This is a genomic window from Psychrobacter sanguinis (assembly GCF_020736705.1).
Lineage (GTDB): Bacteria > Pseudomonadota > Gammaproteobacteria > Pseudomonadales > Moraxellaceae > Psychrobacter > Psychrobacter sanguinis.
This window is the reverse complement of sequence record NZ_CP085990.1, coordinates 1,041,822-1,056,645: the sequence shown is the minus strand read 5'-3', so window position 1 is coordinate 1,056,645 and position 14,824 is coordinate 1,041,822. Positions and strand designations below refer to the sequence as shown.

9 protein-coding genes are annotated in these 14,824 nt (G+C 45.0%); 8 read left to right on the top strand and 1 reads right to left on the bottom strand.

What is annotated here, in order from left to right; genetic code table 11:
- Positions 1–88: 88 nt before the first annotated feature.
- The 6 genes from LK453_RS04425 (at position 89) to LK453_RS04400 (ending at position 10,126) form a co-directional block, all read left to right on the top strand.
- On the top strand, positions 89–3,175 hold the full coding sequence (locus LK453_RS04425) for an efflux RND transporter permease subunit (protein ID WP_201537336.1): 3,087 nt from the start codon (positions 89–91) through the stop codon (positions 3,173–3,175).
- A gap of 54 nt (positions 3,176–3,229) precedes the next feature.
- Complete coding sequence (locus tag LK453_RS04420) at positions 3,230–4,939, top strand: formate--tetrahydrofolate ligase (protein WP_007394808.1); 1,710 nt, start codon at positions 3,230–3,232, stop codon at positions 4,937–4,939.
- A 607-nt stretch (positions 4,940–5,546) separates the two neighbouring features.
- A complete protein-coding gene (locus LK453_RS04415) occupies positions 5,547–6,971 on the top strand; it encodes a cytochrome c (RefSeq protein ID WP_227674327.1) in 1,425 nt (474 codons plus the stop codon).
- A 103-nt stretch (positions 6,972–7,074) separates the two neighbouring features.
- The gene (locus tag LK453_RS04410; protein WP_201537376.1) at positions 7,075–8,673 is read left to right on the top strand and encodes a flavin monoamine oxidase family protein; all 1,599 of its coding nucleotides are present in this window, start codon (positions 7,075–7,077) and stop codon (positions 8,671–8,673) included.
- A gap of 52 nt (positions 8,674–8,725) precedes the next feature.
- The gene (locus LK453_RS04405; protein WP_201537339.1) at positions 8,726–9,379 is read left to right on the top strand and encodes a c-type cytochrome; all 654 of its coding nucleotides are present in this window, start codon (positions 8,726–8,728) and stop codon (positions 9,377–9,379) included.
- A gap of 186 nt (positions 9,380–9,565) precedes the next feature.
- Entirely contained in the window at positions 9,566–10,126 is a 561-nt protein-coding gene (locus tag LK453_RS04400) for a hypothetical protein (protein WP_201537342.1), read from the top strand.
- 2 nt (positions 10,127–10,128) lie between these two features.
- Here LK453_RS04400 and LK453_RS04395 read toward each other — a convergent pair whose 3' ends face one another.
- Positions 10,129–11,706 carry a YifB family Mg chelatase-like AAA ATPase gene (locus LK453_RS04395; protein ID WP_201541524.1) on the bottom strand — a complete coding sequence of 526 codons (1,578 nt, stop codon included), beginning with the start codon at positions 11,704–11,706 and terminating at the stop codon, positions 10,129–10,131.
- A gap of 327 nt (positions 11,707–12,033) precedes the next feature.
- On the opposite strand from LK453_RS04395, the gene LK453_RS04390 reads away from it, so the two are divergent.
- Both LK453_RS04390 and hemN read left to right on the top strand, forming a co-directional pair.
- On the top strand, positions 12,034–12,945 hold the full coding sequence (locus LK453_RS04390) for a DMT family transporter (protein ID WP_007394799.1): 912 nt from the start codon (positions 12,034–12,036) through the stop codon (positions 12,943–12,945).
- Positions 12,946–13,145: 200 nt separating this feature from the next.
- Positions 13,146–14,714, top strand: a complete 1,569-nt coding sequence (hemN, locus tag LK453_RS04385) for an oxygen-independent coproporphyrinogen III oxidase (RefSeq protein ID WP_201537346.1) — start codon at positions 13,146–13,148, stop codon at positions 14,712–14,714.
- The last annotated feature ends 110 nt before the right edge of the window (positions 14,715–14,824 follow it).

The following is a 14,824-nucleotide window of genomic DNA, read 5'->3' as shown; positions in this document are numbered from 1 at the left end:
AAGTTGTTTAAGACTCAGTCACCGCGCCTCCTCTTGTTCCACGCTATGTCTTTCATTTTGACTTATTTCTCCAAGCAGGAAGCCCCCTATGAGCCTTAACGTCTCTGCCTATTCCATTCGAAACCCCTTAGTTGCCATACTGCTATTCATACTACTGATACTCGGTGGCATTTACGGCTTTATGCAAATGAAAGTGCAACAGTTTCCTGATATCGATCTTCCTGCAGTAGTGGTCACTGTTACCTTACCCGGTGCAGCACCCAGCCAGCTTGAAAATGATGTGGCCAAAAAGATCGAAAATAAAATTTCCAGTATCGAAGGGGTCAAACACATGCGTACCACCCTACAGACAGGGGTGGCTACCGTAAGCACTGAATTCGTATTAGAAAAAGACATTCAAGAAGCAGTAGACGATGTGCGCTCAGCTGTCGGTGAAGTCCAAGGAGATTTACCGGCTGCGGCCAATGACCCTATCGTAACTAAAGTGACCACAGCAGGTCTGCCAGCGGTGACCTACACCGTGACAGCAGATAATGTCAGTCCAGAGGATTTATCTTGGTTTGTGGATGACACCATTAATAAGCGCTTGTCTGACATCAAAGGGGTTAGCAACGTCAGCCGTGTCGGTGGCCTTGAGCGCGAGATTAGTGTTGAGGTAGATCCGCTTAGTCTCAACGCGCTTAGATTACCGATTACTCAGCTTTCAGAACAGATTACTGGTATTCAACAAGACAGCTCAGGCGGTGAGTCTGAAGTCGGCAGTAGCAAACAAAACATTCGTGTATTGGGTGCGGTCAGTAATGCACGTGAACTTAATGACTTACAGATTGCCCTACCCACAGGCGGAAATCAGCGTTTAGGTGATTTGGCTACCATCACCGATGGTACTGCTGATCCTAGCTCCATTACCAAACTTGATGGACAAACCGTAGTGGCTTTCAACGTCACTCGTTCTCGTGGTGCCAGTGAAGTTGAGATTGTAAAGTTGGTCGATGCCGAATTGGCTGAATTACAAAAAGAGATGCCCAATTATACCATCTCTAAAGTATTCGACCGGGCAACACCGGTTGAAGAAGATTATAAAGCCTCATTACGAATGCTAATTGAAGGCGGCTTATTAGCAGTGGTAGTCGTGTTCTTATTCTTACGCAACGTGCGTGCCACTATTGTCGCTGCGGTTGCCCTACCCTTGTCAGTTATCCCTACTTTCTTAGGTATGTACTTATTTGATTTTAGTTTAAACATCATTAGTTTACTGGCTTTATCGCTGGTCGTAGGGGTACTGGTTGATGATGCCATCGTTGAAGTAGAAAACATCATACGTCACTTGCGAATGGGTAAAACACCTTATCAAGCAGCAATGGAAGCGGCTGATGAAATTGGCTTAGCGGTTGTGGCCACTACTTTTACCTTAATCGCTGTGTTTTTACCCACTGCTTTTATGAATGGTATCGTGGGTCAGTTTTTCCGTCAATTTGGTTGGACAGCTGCTATTTCTATCTTTGCCTCACTGATGGTGGCTCGCTTAGTCACGCCTATGATGGCCGCCTACGTATTACGTCCTGAGAAAAATCATGTCGAAAAAAGCGGACGTATAATGCAAGGTTACTTAAAGACTGTCGGCTGGACACTACGTCATCGCTGGCTCACTTTAGGCACTACCTTACTGCTGTTTTTTGCCTCATTGACGTTGGTGAAACTTTTACCGACAACCTTTATTCCTGAAAATGACATTGATCAAACCCGCGTTGGTATCGAGTTAACTCCAGACGCCAGCTTAGAAGACACTAGCCGCATTACTAAAATGGTTGAAGCTCGTGTGTCGCAAATACCTGGGGTACAAAGTGTCTTAAGCGTGGTAGGCGACCCGCAACAAGCCAGCTTAGATTCTAGCTCAAGTTCGGGCAGTGTTTCAAATGCTGCCAGTGTTGATATTGTGCTCGAGCCTCGTGGGACCCGTCCTACTAAGCTTGAAATTGAGCGCCAAATTACTGACGCTTTGGCCAGTGTACCCAGTGCTCGCTTTGATATTGGTTTGTCTAGTGGCGGTGAAGCTGGTTATAGTTTTGCGCTGACCAGTACTAATCCAGAGATATTAGAGCAAATGGCACAACAGGTAATGACCGAAATTCGCTCTATTCCTGAAGCAGGCAGTGTCACCAGTGACCGCAGCTTACCCCGTCAAGAGCTATCTATTATACCTAATCGTATCGCCATGGCGGACCAAGGTGCCACCACTCAAGGGGTTGCCGATACATTACGAGTGGCCACCCTAGGGGATTATGAACAGCGTTTGTCGAAGCTGAATTTAGACACGCGTCAGGTCCCTATCGTGGTACGTTTACCTGAAGAAGCCAAAAACAATGTCAGTCAATTAGGCGACTTATTTGTGCCCAGTTCAGGCAGTGAAGGGGCACGGGTAAGTGAAGTGGCAGATCTGTCTTTTGGTACCGGTCCTTCTGAAATTTTACGTTTTGACCGTGAGCGTGCGATTACCATTACAGTTCAAGTCGCGAGTGGTGAATTAGGTGGCTTGGTGAAAGCGGTTAAAAGCTTACCATCATTACAAGAACAGAATATTCCAGATGGTATTTCAATCATTGACCAAGGTCAGGCTGAGAGTATGTCAGAACTGTTTGGTGGCTTTGTGATTGCCATGAGTGTAGGTATTATCTGTATCTTTGGAGTGCTCGTTTTACTTTTCGGTAAGGTGCTTCAACCCTTCACTATTCTTATGGCATTACCTTTGTCTATTGGCGGTGCCTTCGTAGGCTTAGTACTTACCAATAGTAGTTTATCCATGCCATCGATGATTGGTTTTATCATGCTAATGGGTATCGCTACCAAAAACTCTATTTTATTGGTGGATTACGCTATTTTGGCCGAACGTGAGCATGGATTAAGCCGCTTTGATGCCTTACTAGATGCTTGTCGTAAACGGGCTAGACCTATTATTATGACCACTATTGCTATGGGTGCCGGTATGCTACCGCTGATATTTGGCTTGGGCGATGTAGACTCTACTTTCCGGCGTCCAATGGCGGCCGCTGTCTTGGGTGGTCTAGTGACTTCAACCTTCTTAAGTTTGATTGTTATTCCGATGGTTTATACGTTTATGGATGACATCTCTAACTGGTTTGCTAAATGGTTGCGTCCGCATGGTAAGACAGAGTAATTGAATTAAACCTTTTAATTGTTTCCTATATGATTCTTTAATTGAGGCCTAAGTATGACCGTAGCTAGCGACATTGAGATTGCCCAAAAAGCGACCCTAAGACCCATTATCGAAATTGCAGAGAAGATAGGCTTGTCGGCCGATAAGATTGAACCTTACGGCCACTACAAAGCAAAGATCAATCCCAATGACGTGTTTGAAAAACCAGCGAAATCACAGAACAGCAAATTGATACTGGTGACTGCCATTAACCCCACCCCAGCAGGTGAGGGGAAAACCACAGTGACTATTGGTCTAGCCGATGCACTAAACCGAGTCCATCAGCAGAACAATGATGGCAAGCGAACCATTGTGGCACTGCGCGAACCGTCTATTGGCCCTGTGTTTGGGATTAAAGGCGGGGCTGCCGGTGGCGGCTATGCTCAAGTATTGCCGATGGAGGACATTAACCTACACTTTACCGGTGATTTGCATGCCATTAGTGCCGCCAATAACTTATTGGCTGCCATGCTAGACAATCACATTTACCAGGGTAATGAGCTTAACATCGACCCAAAACAAGTATTGTGGCGCCGCGCAGTAGACATGAACGACCGTCAATTGCGTAACATCGTTAGTGGTATGGGCCGTTCGGCTGATGGTGTGATGCGCGAAGATGGTTTTGACATTACTGTGGCTTCGGAGGTAATGGCGGTCTTTTGTTTGGCCAAAGACTTGGCTGACCTTAAACAGCGTTTGGGGGACATTTTGGTCGCCTATACCAAAGATAAGAAACCCGTTTATGCCAAAGATTTAAAGGCTCATGGCGCCATGGCGGCTTTATTAAAAGAAGCCATCAAACCCAATCTGGTACAGACGATTGAAGGCACACCTGCCATTTTACATGGCGGTCCATTCGCCAATATCGCTCATGGCTGTAACTCAGTGATTGCGACACGTACTGCCATGCACTTGGCTGATTATACCTTGACTGAGGCCGGCTTTGGGGCAGATTTGGGAGCAGAGAAATTCTGTGATATTAAATGTCGTCTGTCAGGACTGACCCCCAATGCTGCAGTCGTTGTGGCTACTATTCGCGCTTTAAAATACAACGGAGGCGCTGCCAAGGATACACTTAAAGAGGAAGATTTGACGGCCCTAGAGCAAGGTTTACCCAACTTAACCAAGCATATCGAAAACTTAAAAGAGGTATTTGGTCTACCTGTGGTGGTGGCCATCAACCAATTTGAAAGTGATACCGATGCCGAAATTGAAATGGTACGCAAAGCCTGCAAGCGCTTAAAAGTAGACGTGGCGTTAACTCAAGTATGGGAGAAAGGTGGTGCGGGTGGCGAAGCCCTTGCCAAACTGTTGATTCAGTTAGTCGAAGACTGCGATCAGCGCGAGAGCGAATTTAAGTTTGCTTACGACACAGACATGCTTATTGAACATAAAATTCGTACCATTGCCCAGCGGGTATATGGTGCCAATGACATTGATATTAGCGCCACGGCCAAATCGAAAATCAAGCGTTTGGAAACGTTACAATTAGACAAAATGCCTATTTGTATTGCAAAAACTCAATATTCACTTAGTGATGATGCCTCACTTTTGGGCAGACCGACAGGATTCAACATTCATGTGCGAGACATCAGTATCTCTAATGGTGCAGGGTTTATTGTGGTGATATGTGGTCCCATCATGAAAATGCCAGGATTGCCTAAAATACCATCTGCCGAACGCATTGATGTCGACGAACAGGGCCATATTACCGGACTATTTTGATATCCGATTTGTATGACTTATGAGCAGCACTTTGGCCTCCGCTAAAGTGCTGCTTTTTATTTAAACAAGCTAGTGCTTTTACTCTAGATTTATCAGGGCCATTTTAAGAGAGTGATAAACTAAATCATCTGATATCGACCCCTTAGTGTATATCCTCTAAAGCAACTTCGTTTAGGAATTGTTAACCTAATTTGTCATGTATTTACAAACCTGTTAAATTTCAGTAAGGTCATAACTAGATGACCCTTAAGCTTTTCTCAAATTAGCTTAAAAACAAGGATGACACGGGCGATAAAGGATTAATAACAAGCATTATGTATGCTGATTTTATAGTGCTGTAGCGTACCACCCTTCCCTAACCGCTTTGTTCAATTCAAAAATCTTCTTTTAATTGGCTTGCTGCCAACCTTTCCTGGTTACTGATATTAAGGGAAGGGTCTATTCCTTGGTTTTGATCTAAATTAACCCTTACTTGTATGTTGTTACTCTTATCCACCCCTTAAGCCAGCACTATTTGCTAGCCCAATGAGGAAGTTATGAAGCCTATTGCCCCCTATTTACTAGCTTAGCTATAAGCTCTGTTATCGGCAGCTTACGCCGTAGTACCGTGCTGTCTCCGGCCCACCCTATGGTATTGGCCACATTATTGGGCACCTCGCTCAGCCTACCTATAAGCTTTGCCCATGCTGCTCCTGAAATGATGCCCTCTCACAATGCCAGTCAAAGTGAGTTGGTCAATCGCGGCGCTTATGTGGCACGTCAAGCGGACTGTATGGGCTGTCATAAAGAGGACTATTCAGGCGGCGTAGCAGTAGAGGCGCCTATGGGCACCATTTATGCCACCAACATTACCCCCTCGATAAAATATGGTATCGGCAACTACACCGAACAAGACTTCAAAAAAGCCCTAACCAAAGGTAAATCACCTACTCATCACCTATATCCGGCCATGCCCTATCCTGATTATAACGCCATGACCGATGAGGATATCTCGGCCTTATTTGCCTACTTCCAGACGGTGCCTGCGGTAGATGAAGCACCAGAACATAAGACTCAACTGCCCTTCCCCTTTAACATTCGTACCGTGATGCTGGGTTGGAATATAGTCAATATGCCCAAATGGCAAGCCCGTGATGGCTTAAATGATACCCAAAAATATGGTCAATATTTGGTTGATAACCTAGCCCACTGCGGTACTTGTCATACGCCGCGCAATGCCACCTTAGGTTATGACATGAACAAATACCTGAGTGGCTCTATGTTAGGCAATTGGTATGCACCCAATATCACGCCTGATGCCAGCAGTGGTATCGGCAGCTGGAGTGAGGCAGAAATTGTCACTTATTTGCGTCAAGGTAAAATTCATCAAAAAGCGGTGGCTTCAGGTCCTATGAATGAGGTGGTATATAACAGCACCCGCTATCTTAGCGACAAGGATTTAAATGCCATCGCCAGCTATCTAAAAGTGGTGCCTGCCATTACCACCGAAGACACTATACAGCCAGTTAATACTGCAGCCTTACCGAGTGAACATAGTCCCAATATGACTTTTGACCTATTGGCACAGATGGATTATCTGAAGCAAGCCAAGGCCCAAGCCAAATCGCCAAGTGAATCTTTGTATCTTAATCAATGTGCAAGTTGCCACGGGGTCAACGGTTATGGTCAGCCTGATGCTGGTTATGCGCCTATTGTTGGTATCTCAAGTCTCAGACGAGACAATCCTGCGCCTGTCATCAGTGTGGTCGCCCATGGCATTCAACAAGTGCCCAATACCCGCCCTAGAATGCCAGGCTTTAAAGACGAGCTGAGCGCAGAAGAGATGGCGCAAGTGGTCAATTACGTTCGTACTACTTTTGGTGGTTTATCAAACAGTAAAGTATCGGCTGATGACATTAACGGACAGCTAAAACGAGGTGACAGTGCCCCTTTTTTGATTAAAAACGCCGGTTGGCTAGCCAGCTTAGGCATTATTGCGGGTCTGATTGTCTTGGCTTTATTGATTCGCTCGCTGTTCCGCCGTCGTGCTTGAAACTCAATAAAAGCTAACCAAAGCGTATTTAATAAAAACAAATATAAATGGCCAAAATCGTTTGAGCAAAACCATCACGGCCAAAAGTAATAAGGATAAGACCATGCTAGACAATCTAAAATCGCCCACACGCCGGCAGCTGCTCACCATGATAGGTAAAACAGCTGGCGGTGCGGCCATGTATCAAGCCATGACCACCTTAGGCTTTGCTTCTGAATCTAGTTTTAAAAAAGAGCTTGAACTAAGTGGTGCTCCAGCAGGCGCCAGCATTATAGTCTTAGGGGCAGGACTTGCCGGCTTGACCGCCGCTTATGAGCTCAGAAAAGCGGGCTATAAAGTCACTGTTTTAGAGTATCAAAATCGAGGTGGCGGCCGCAGTATTACCTTAAAGGGCGGCGACAGGTATACCGAGCTTGGCGGTGAGGAAATCACTTGTGACTTTGAAGAGGGCAACTACTTTAACCCAGGTCCTTGGCGCTTACCGAGCCACCACTATGCAGTGTTTCATTACTGCAAAAAGTTTGGGGTTGAGATGCAGCCATTTATTCAACAAAACAGCCGCGCCTACTTACATCGTACCCAACATTTTAATGGGGTACCGCAGCGACTTGGTGATATCCAACACGATATTCAAGGCCATGTCTCTGAGCTATTATCAAAAGCGGTCAATGTCGGTAGCCTAGATCGCCAAGTGACTACAGAGGATAAAGAAAAGCTCTTAGAGGCCTTAAAGGGTTGGGGGGCACTCGATAAAGACTATAGGTATAAAAAGAGCCTTGAGACTAGCAAACAGCGTGGTTTTTCGGTTTATCCGGGCGGCGGCTTAATGCCCAATGAACAGGCCTCTACCCCGCTACCTTTGGACGATATTTTGCAATCTGGGGTCTGGGGCGATATTTATGCCAATCACACCAATTATATGCACAGCCCTACCATGTTCCAACCGGTAGGCGGTATGGGAAAAATTGGCGATGCTTTCACCCGTGAATGCCAAGATATGATCACGCTTAATGCCAAAGTCACCGAGATTCGCCAAGATGATTCTGGCGTTACCGTGTCTTATGTCGATAGCAATAATGAGGACGGTCCGGTTAAAACAGCACGGGCTGACTGGTGTGTTTGTACTATCCCCTTATCGATATTGAGCCAGTTGCCTATTAATGTCTCAAAGCCGATGCGCGATGCCATAGCAGCTGTCCCTTATGAGACCTCATTTAAAGTAGGTCTGGAATTTAAGCGCCGCTTCTGGGAAGAGGACGAATGGATTTATGGCGGCGTAACTTATACCGATATGCCAATTAAACAAATCTCTTATCCGTCACAAGATATGTTCAAATCAGGCAGTGGCGTATTGCTAGGCGGCTACGGCTATGGCCCCACTTCTTATAAGTTCAACTCTTTAGCGCCCCAAGAGCGTATTGAAGCAGCGTTAGCTTACGGTAAACATATTCACCCTCAGTATCTAAAAGAGTTTCGCTCAGGAACCTCTATGGTCTGGCACCGTATGCCTTGGACCTTAGGCTGCTACGGTATTTGGACCAAAGAGACGCGTAATCAGCATTATAAAACGCTGTGTAGCATTGATAATCGTATCGTATTGGCCGGAGAGCACTGCTCGCACATTCCTGCTTGGCAAGAAGGTGCCATTTTATCGGGTCTCGATTCCGCCAATCGCTTACACCAACGTGCCAAAGCAGTCTAACCCATGGCTGTTCTTATTCGTCATGGCTTACACAATAAAGAGGCTCTCTAATATGAAACACCTAACTTATCCCTCATTGCCTAACTTGGGCTTGCTGATTATGACCTCAGCCTTAGCAGCATTAACAGGCTGCTCGTCACAAACTGATAAAAAGGCTACTACCTTAGCTCAGACCACGGATACCTTTAGCCAAACTGCAGTATCCCCTGAAGTTGACCCTTATGCTAGCCGCAATGACGGGGCTTGGGGCGGCGTATATATGAGCGAAGCTGAGCTGAACGAATCTAAGCGTCATATCGTAGATGTGGATGCTGTGCCGCCTTTTGATAAAGACCCCAGTTTAACAAAGTGGAATGAAAAGTTTGGCTTTGAGCATGCTTATACCACTACAGATGGTAAAAAGCTGTATCACGACTCTTGTGCTGCCTGTCATATGCACAAAGGTGAAGGCGCCTATGGTGCCGGCTACTATCCACCATTGGCCAACAACAGTAAGATGCAGTCTAAGTACTATGTGCTAGATATCTTGATTAATGGATTTAGAGGTATGCCCTCATTCCGTGGTATGTTAAACGATGAGCAGATGGCCGCGGTCACTCAATATATTGCCCAAGATTTAAATGGCTTTGACGTAAAGGTGACAGCAGAAGATGCCGCACAATTGCGTCCTGCTGAGCCGCCCACTTATGATCCCTCGGACGAATAACAGCGGTTTTTATAAGTGGTATGTAACTTATAACATCGCCTTATCCACCCCGATAGCTAAGCGCCTCACTTAGATGAGGCGTTTTTATGATAACCTTTGTCCTATAATAAAAAATAGATTAAATTTAATGAACCCAATTAATGAAGCTGGGATTAATGAATAGCGCATAAATGCAAAGGATTGATTATGAAAGTCTCACTGAGCAAAGCCGTTATCGGAGTAGCATTGTCGTCACTGGTTATGAGCTGTCAAACTACAGCAGTCACTAATAGTACTAAACCTGTAGTTGACTCCGATACAAGCGCTGTAGAAAAAACAATTATTAATAAAGACAATACTAACCCCCTGCCCGCTACTGCTTCCTCCCCTTTATTACTTTATTATTTTACCCCCACACTTTTGATGCAGCGCATATATCCCGTAGTTACAGGTCGCTATGTGGTGCAAGACAATTGCTTGAAATTTGAGCAGATTTATAATAATAAGACCCGTCTTTTAACCCCTCTGTTTGATCCTACTTACAAGGTCTCTTTGCTACAGAATGAGCAAGCTCTTATCTTAGATGGTACACGGGTGAAATTCGGAGAGACTGTAAAGACTGGCGGTTCGGTTAAAGAAGAGTATCTGTTTTATCACCTACAGTTTGATAACCCACAAAGTGGGGTATCTGAGTCTGTGCGTAACCCAGAAGACCACGTTTGTCTTACAGAGCCGGGCATCTTTATGAGAAGCAAACTAATAGATTGACTCTAGCCACCCCGATAGCTAAGCGCCTCAGTTAAATGGGGCGTTTTTATATCGGCACTGTTTGCCAGATCTGCTATGGTTCGTGCCACTCGCAATAATCGGTGGTAGCCACGGGCTGATAAATTCAGTTTGCTTTGTGCCATCGCTAACAGCTGTTTTTCACTATCACCTAGAGTAATATGCTCGTCCATTTCGCTTGGGGTTAACTCACAATTGGGTTTGTTTTGCCGCTCCTGTTGACGTTTATAAGCAAGAGTTACCCGTGTTCGAACCGTCTGCGAGCGCTCACCTGGCTGGCTATTTTGAAGGTCACTAATCGGTAAAGCGGGAACACTGACCTGCAAGTCTATTCTATCCAGTAAGGGACCAGAAATCTTATCCTGATAACGCTGAATTTGTTCAGGTCGACAATGGCAACGATTAGAAGGGTCACCATGATAACCACACGGACAAGGGTTCATCGCTGCAATCAATTGAAAGTTAGCCGGGAAAGTAGCCTGTTGATTGGCACGGCTGATGGTAATTTGCTTGGACTCTAGCGGCTGACGTAGCACCTCTAGTACTTTGCGATCAAACTCCGGCATTTCATCTAAAAACAAGACGCCTTTATTGGCGAGTGTAATCTCACCAGGTTTGGGACGCGAGCCGCCGCCCACCAATGCTACGGCTGAAATGGTATGGTGAATTTCTCTGAAAGGCCGTGTGCCATATTGATATTCAGTATCTGCAACCGAATACGTACTGGCCACCTCTAAAGCTTCTTCATCATTTAAGTCAGGCAATATAGTTGGCAATCGGGCTGCCATTAAGGTCTTGCCAGACCCAGGCGGACCCGTGAACAGGAGCGAATGCCCGCCAGCCGCCGCTATTTCTAACACACGTCTGGCATGGTGCTGACCTTTGACATCGGCTAAGTCTACTTTATAACTGGCGTTAACTTTTGGTGCCTTTGACACTACCGCTTTCAATAATCCTGATTGAGAATGTGTCAAATCTGATGGGTTGTTATCGTTAGCTTGAATATTTTCAGCTTGTAGATGATCACAAACCTCAATAAGATTTCGTGCCCCATAAACTTCTATACCTCCTACTCGGCTTGATTCATAGCCATTACCCGCCGGCACCATCAGCTTGCGAATCATTAGAGGTTTATCGTGCTCATTGTCTTTTGCCCCTACATTACCGTCGGTTTTTATGGCTCTTGCTACAGCTAGTCCACCCGCGATAGCGCGCAGCTCGCCATTTAGGGCTAGCTCACCAATAAACTCATAGGGCTGTAGCCATTCAGGCTGTATCTGACCACTGGCTGCCAGAATACCCATCGCAATAGGTAAATCTAGACGCGCCCCTTCTTTTGGCAAATCTGCTGGTGCCAAATTAATAGTCAATCGGCGATTGGGAAATTGAAAGTTTGAATTGATTAATGCCGAACGAACTCGATCTTTGCTCTCTCTAACCGCCGCCTCAGGTAGCCCTACGATGGTTAAAGCCGGTAATCCTTGAGATAAATGCACTTCCACCATCACTTTAGGAGCATGCAATCCGACGACTGAGCGGGTATGAACTTGAGCAAAAGACATTAAGGACCTTATAATAAATTTCAGTTATTAGAATAATTTTATTAAAAATAAATTATTTATTAACAGTTAGCAAAGTTAAGGACGATTTAAATAAAGGCTAAATCACAGCTTATAGTCAAAAACGCTAAAAAGAACTTAGACTTAATGTAGGCAATGAGAAACAGCTAGCGAGACAAAGCTAATAAGCTCTAGATCATGAATAGACATCCTATAAGGTCATGTTTACAAAGTGAGTCTGAGGATAGTGCTAGAATTCAGTATTATTAAGTGACGACATTAACTATTCAGACGGTAAACGATAAGGCGTAATATGAAAGGAAATCATAAGTGAATAAGGACTTAGTGGTTGCGCTAACTTGTCTCATTGCGGGCGGCGCCTTGTTAGGAGTTTCTACCAATGTGGGTAAGTATGCCGGTACGGTGGGACTGACTCCTTTGGCTTTTGTATTTTGGTCAATTACTGGTGCCGCCTTATTGTTACTCGCAATGGCGGTCATTCGCCGTCAGCCGCCACCGATTACCAAGCGTAGTATTGAATATTATCTAATAGCAGCTTTGGTAAGTGTGGCAGGCTCAAACTTGATATTTTTTTCTGCCATTCCTAAAGTAGGTGCCAGTTTTGTGGCGCTGACCATTACTCTCCCGCCTTTATTAACTTATCTGGGTGCGCTACTACTAAAGATGGAGCGCTTTGACCCCTTACGTGCTTTGGGCGTTGTGTCGGCATTAAGTGGTGCAGGCGTATTGGCAGCGAATAAATTGAGCGCCCCCAATGCCAGTACTTTTTGGATATTGATTGCCCTTTGTGGTCCTGTCTTGTTGGCAATAGGCAACCTATATCGTACCTTACGTTGGCCTACGAATGCTTCCCCCAGTGCTTTGGCGCCAGGTATGCTTGTGGCTGCCGCCATACAGCTAGGCATGGTGAGTTTATTACCCAATTTTTCATTGTCACTGCCTAATCAAGACCCAATGGCGTTAATGAGGTCATTGGCCATAATTGGATTGCAAGCGTGTATTTTCGCCGCTCAGTTTCAGATCTTATTTATGCTCCAAAAGGCAGGAGGGCCCGTATTGCTAAGCTTATTGGGGTCGATAGCTGCCCTGTTTGCCGTGCCTATTGCTATATTTTTGCAAGGAGAATTACCGCCTGAAGGATTGGCATTGGGCGCCACATTGATTGCACTGGGGGTAATTTTAGTCACTTGGGGTGGTATCAGAAAGCCGGTTATGAAATAAGAATCTTTTAAGAAATGAAAAGCCGCTTATGAAATAAAAAGTCTGCACTTAATCGTTGAAATGTTACAACAACTGTCCTTAAGAGGTATGGCATACCCTGCCGTTTCAGGATACCTTGCCATAATTTGTTATAATTGATTTTAGTACACTCTTTCTATTCCATTGCTTTAATTATTCGGCTCTCCGATAAGGCCAATGTCATGACTAACTCTGCCATCTTTACAGACCAAGCCAACCTTCCCCCTACTACTGAGCGTCCAGATTTTAGTCCTCCCAACCCTTATGCTAAAAGACAGTTTGAGGCAGCAAACTCTGATATGCCGCAATTAGTGTATGACGAGGCATTGGTTCATAAATACAATCGCTCAGGACCACGTTACACCTCTTATCCCACAGCGCTAGAATTCAAACCTATTGAAAGCTGTACGGAACTCGATATATTGACCCGTCGCGACCCCAATACGCCACTATCGCTTTACTTCCATATTCCTTTTTGTCGACACCTTTGCTACTACTGTGGCTGTAATAAAATCATCACTAAAAAGAACAGTGATGCCGGCGACTATCTAGAGTACCTAAAAAGAGAAGTGAAACAAAAAAGAGCGCTATTGGAGCGCCCTGCCTCTGGTGGTAAACCTTACGTCAAACAATTACATCTAGGCGGTGGCACGCCAACGTTTTTTAGCGATGAAGAACTTACTGAACTTTGGGAATTCTTGCAAACCCAATTTGAGTTTGCGCCCACTTCACAAGACAAGACCACTGACGAGCATCCTGAAGTGGGGGATTATTCGATTGAAATTGACCCAAGAGAGATTCGAGACACTACTCTAGAGGTTCTACGTAACCTAGGCTTTAATCGAGTCAGCTTTGGGGTGCAAGACTTAGATCACAACGTTCAAATTGCGGTTAACCGAGTTCAATCTGAAGAATTGATTCAAAGTGTGATGGAAGAGACGCGCCGACTCGGCTTTAAATCGACCAATATTGATTTAATTTATGGCCTGCCACATCAAACTCCGCAGACCTTTGCCAAGACCGTTGAGCGTATCATTGATATTTCTCCAGATAGACTGTCCATATTTAACTATGCACACTTACCCAGTCGTTTTAAATCGCAGCGTCAAATTAAAGAAGAAGACTTGCCGACACCGGCCGAAAAGCTAGAAATGTTCAGTAATACCATAGCGGCGCTCAATGAAGCAGGATACCAATACATTGGTATTGACCACTTCGCTAAACCTGAAGACAGTATGGCGGTGGCTCAGCGTGAAGGGATATTACACCGCAACTTCCAAGGCTACACCATCCTCGGTGATTGCGATTTATTGGGCTTCGGCGTGTCGTCGATCAGTCAGATTAATAGCACCCTGTATGCCAATAAAGGCAACTCATCGACTCATATCCTGCAAAATCATACCGATCTTAAAGAATACGAAACAATGGTAGATCTTGGCAAACTGCCTGCGGTGAAACACATTAAAACCACCATCCAAGATCGATTGCGTGGCTATATCATCATGAACTTACTGTGCCATGATTACATCGACTTTAAGGATTTAAATCAGAAGTTTAGTATTGATGCCATCACTTACTTTATTGATGAAATCCAACAGCTCGGTGAGATGCAGCAAGACAAACTGATTGATATGGATGCCGCTGGTATTCGTATCCTACCCAAAGGTCGTTTGCTTGCCCGCAACGTCGCCATGGTGTTTGATACTTATTTGGCCAGTAAAGAAAAAGGACGTTTTTCTAAAGTCATTTAGCGTCGTAAAATTTAGCACTAATTTGAGCTTAAGTACTCAGTTCAGCTTAGACACAGAAGCAGAATCAAAAAAAGCCGACCTAATTTGGTCGGCTTTTTTATGGATCTAAC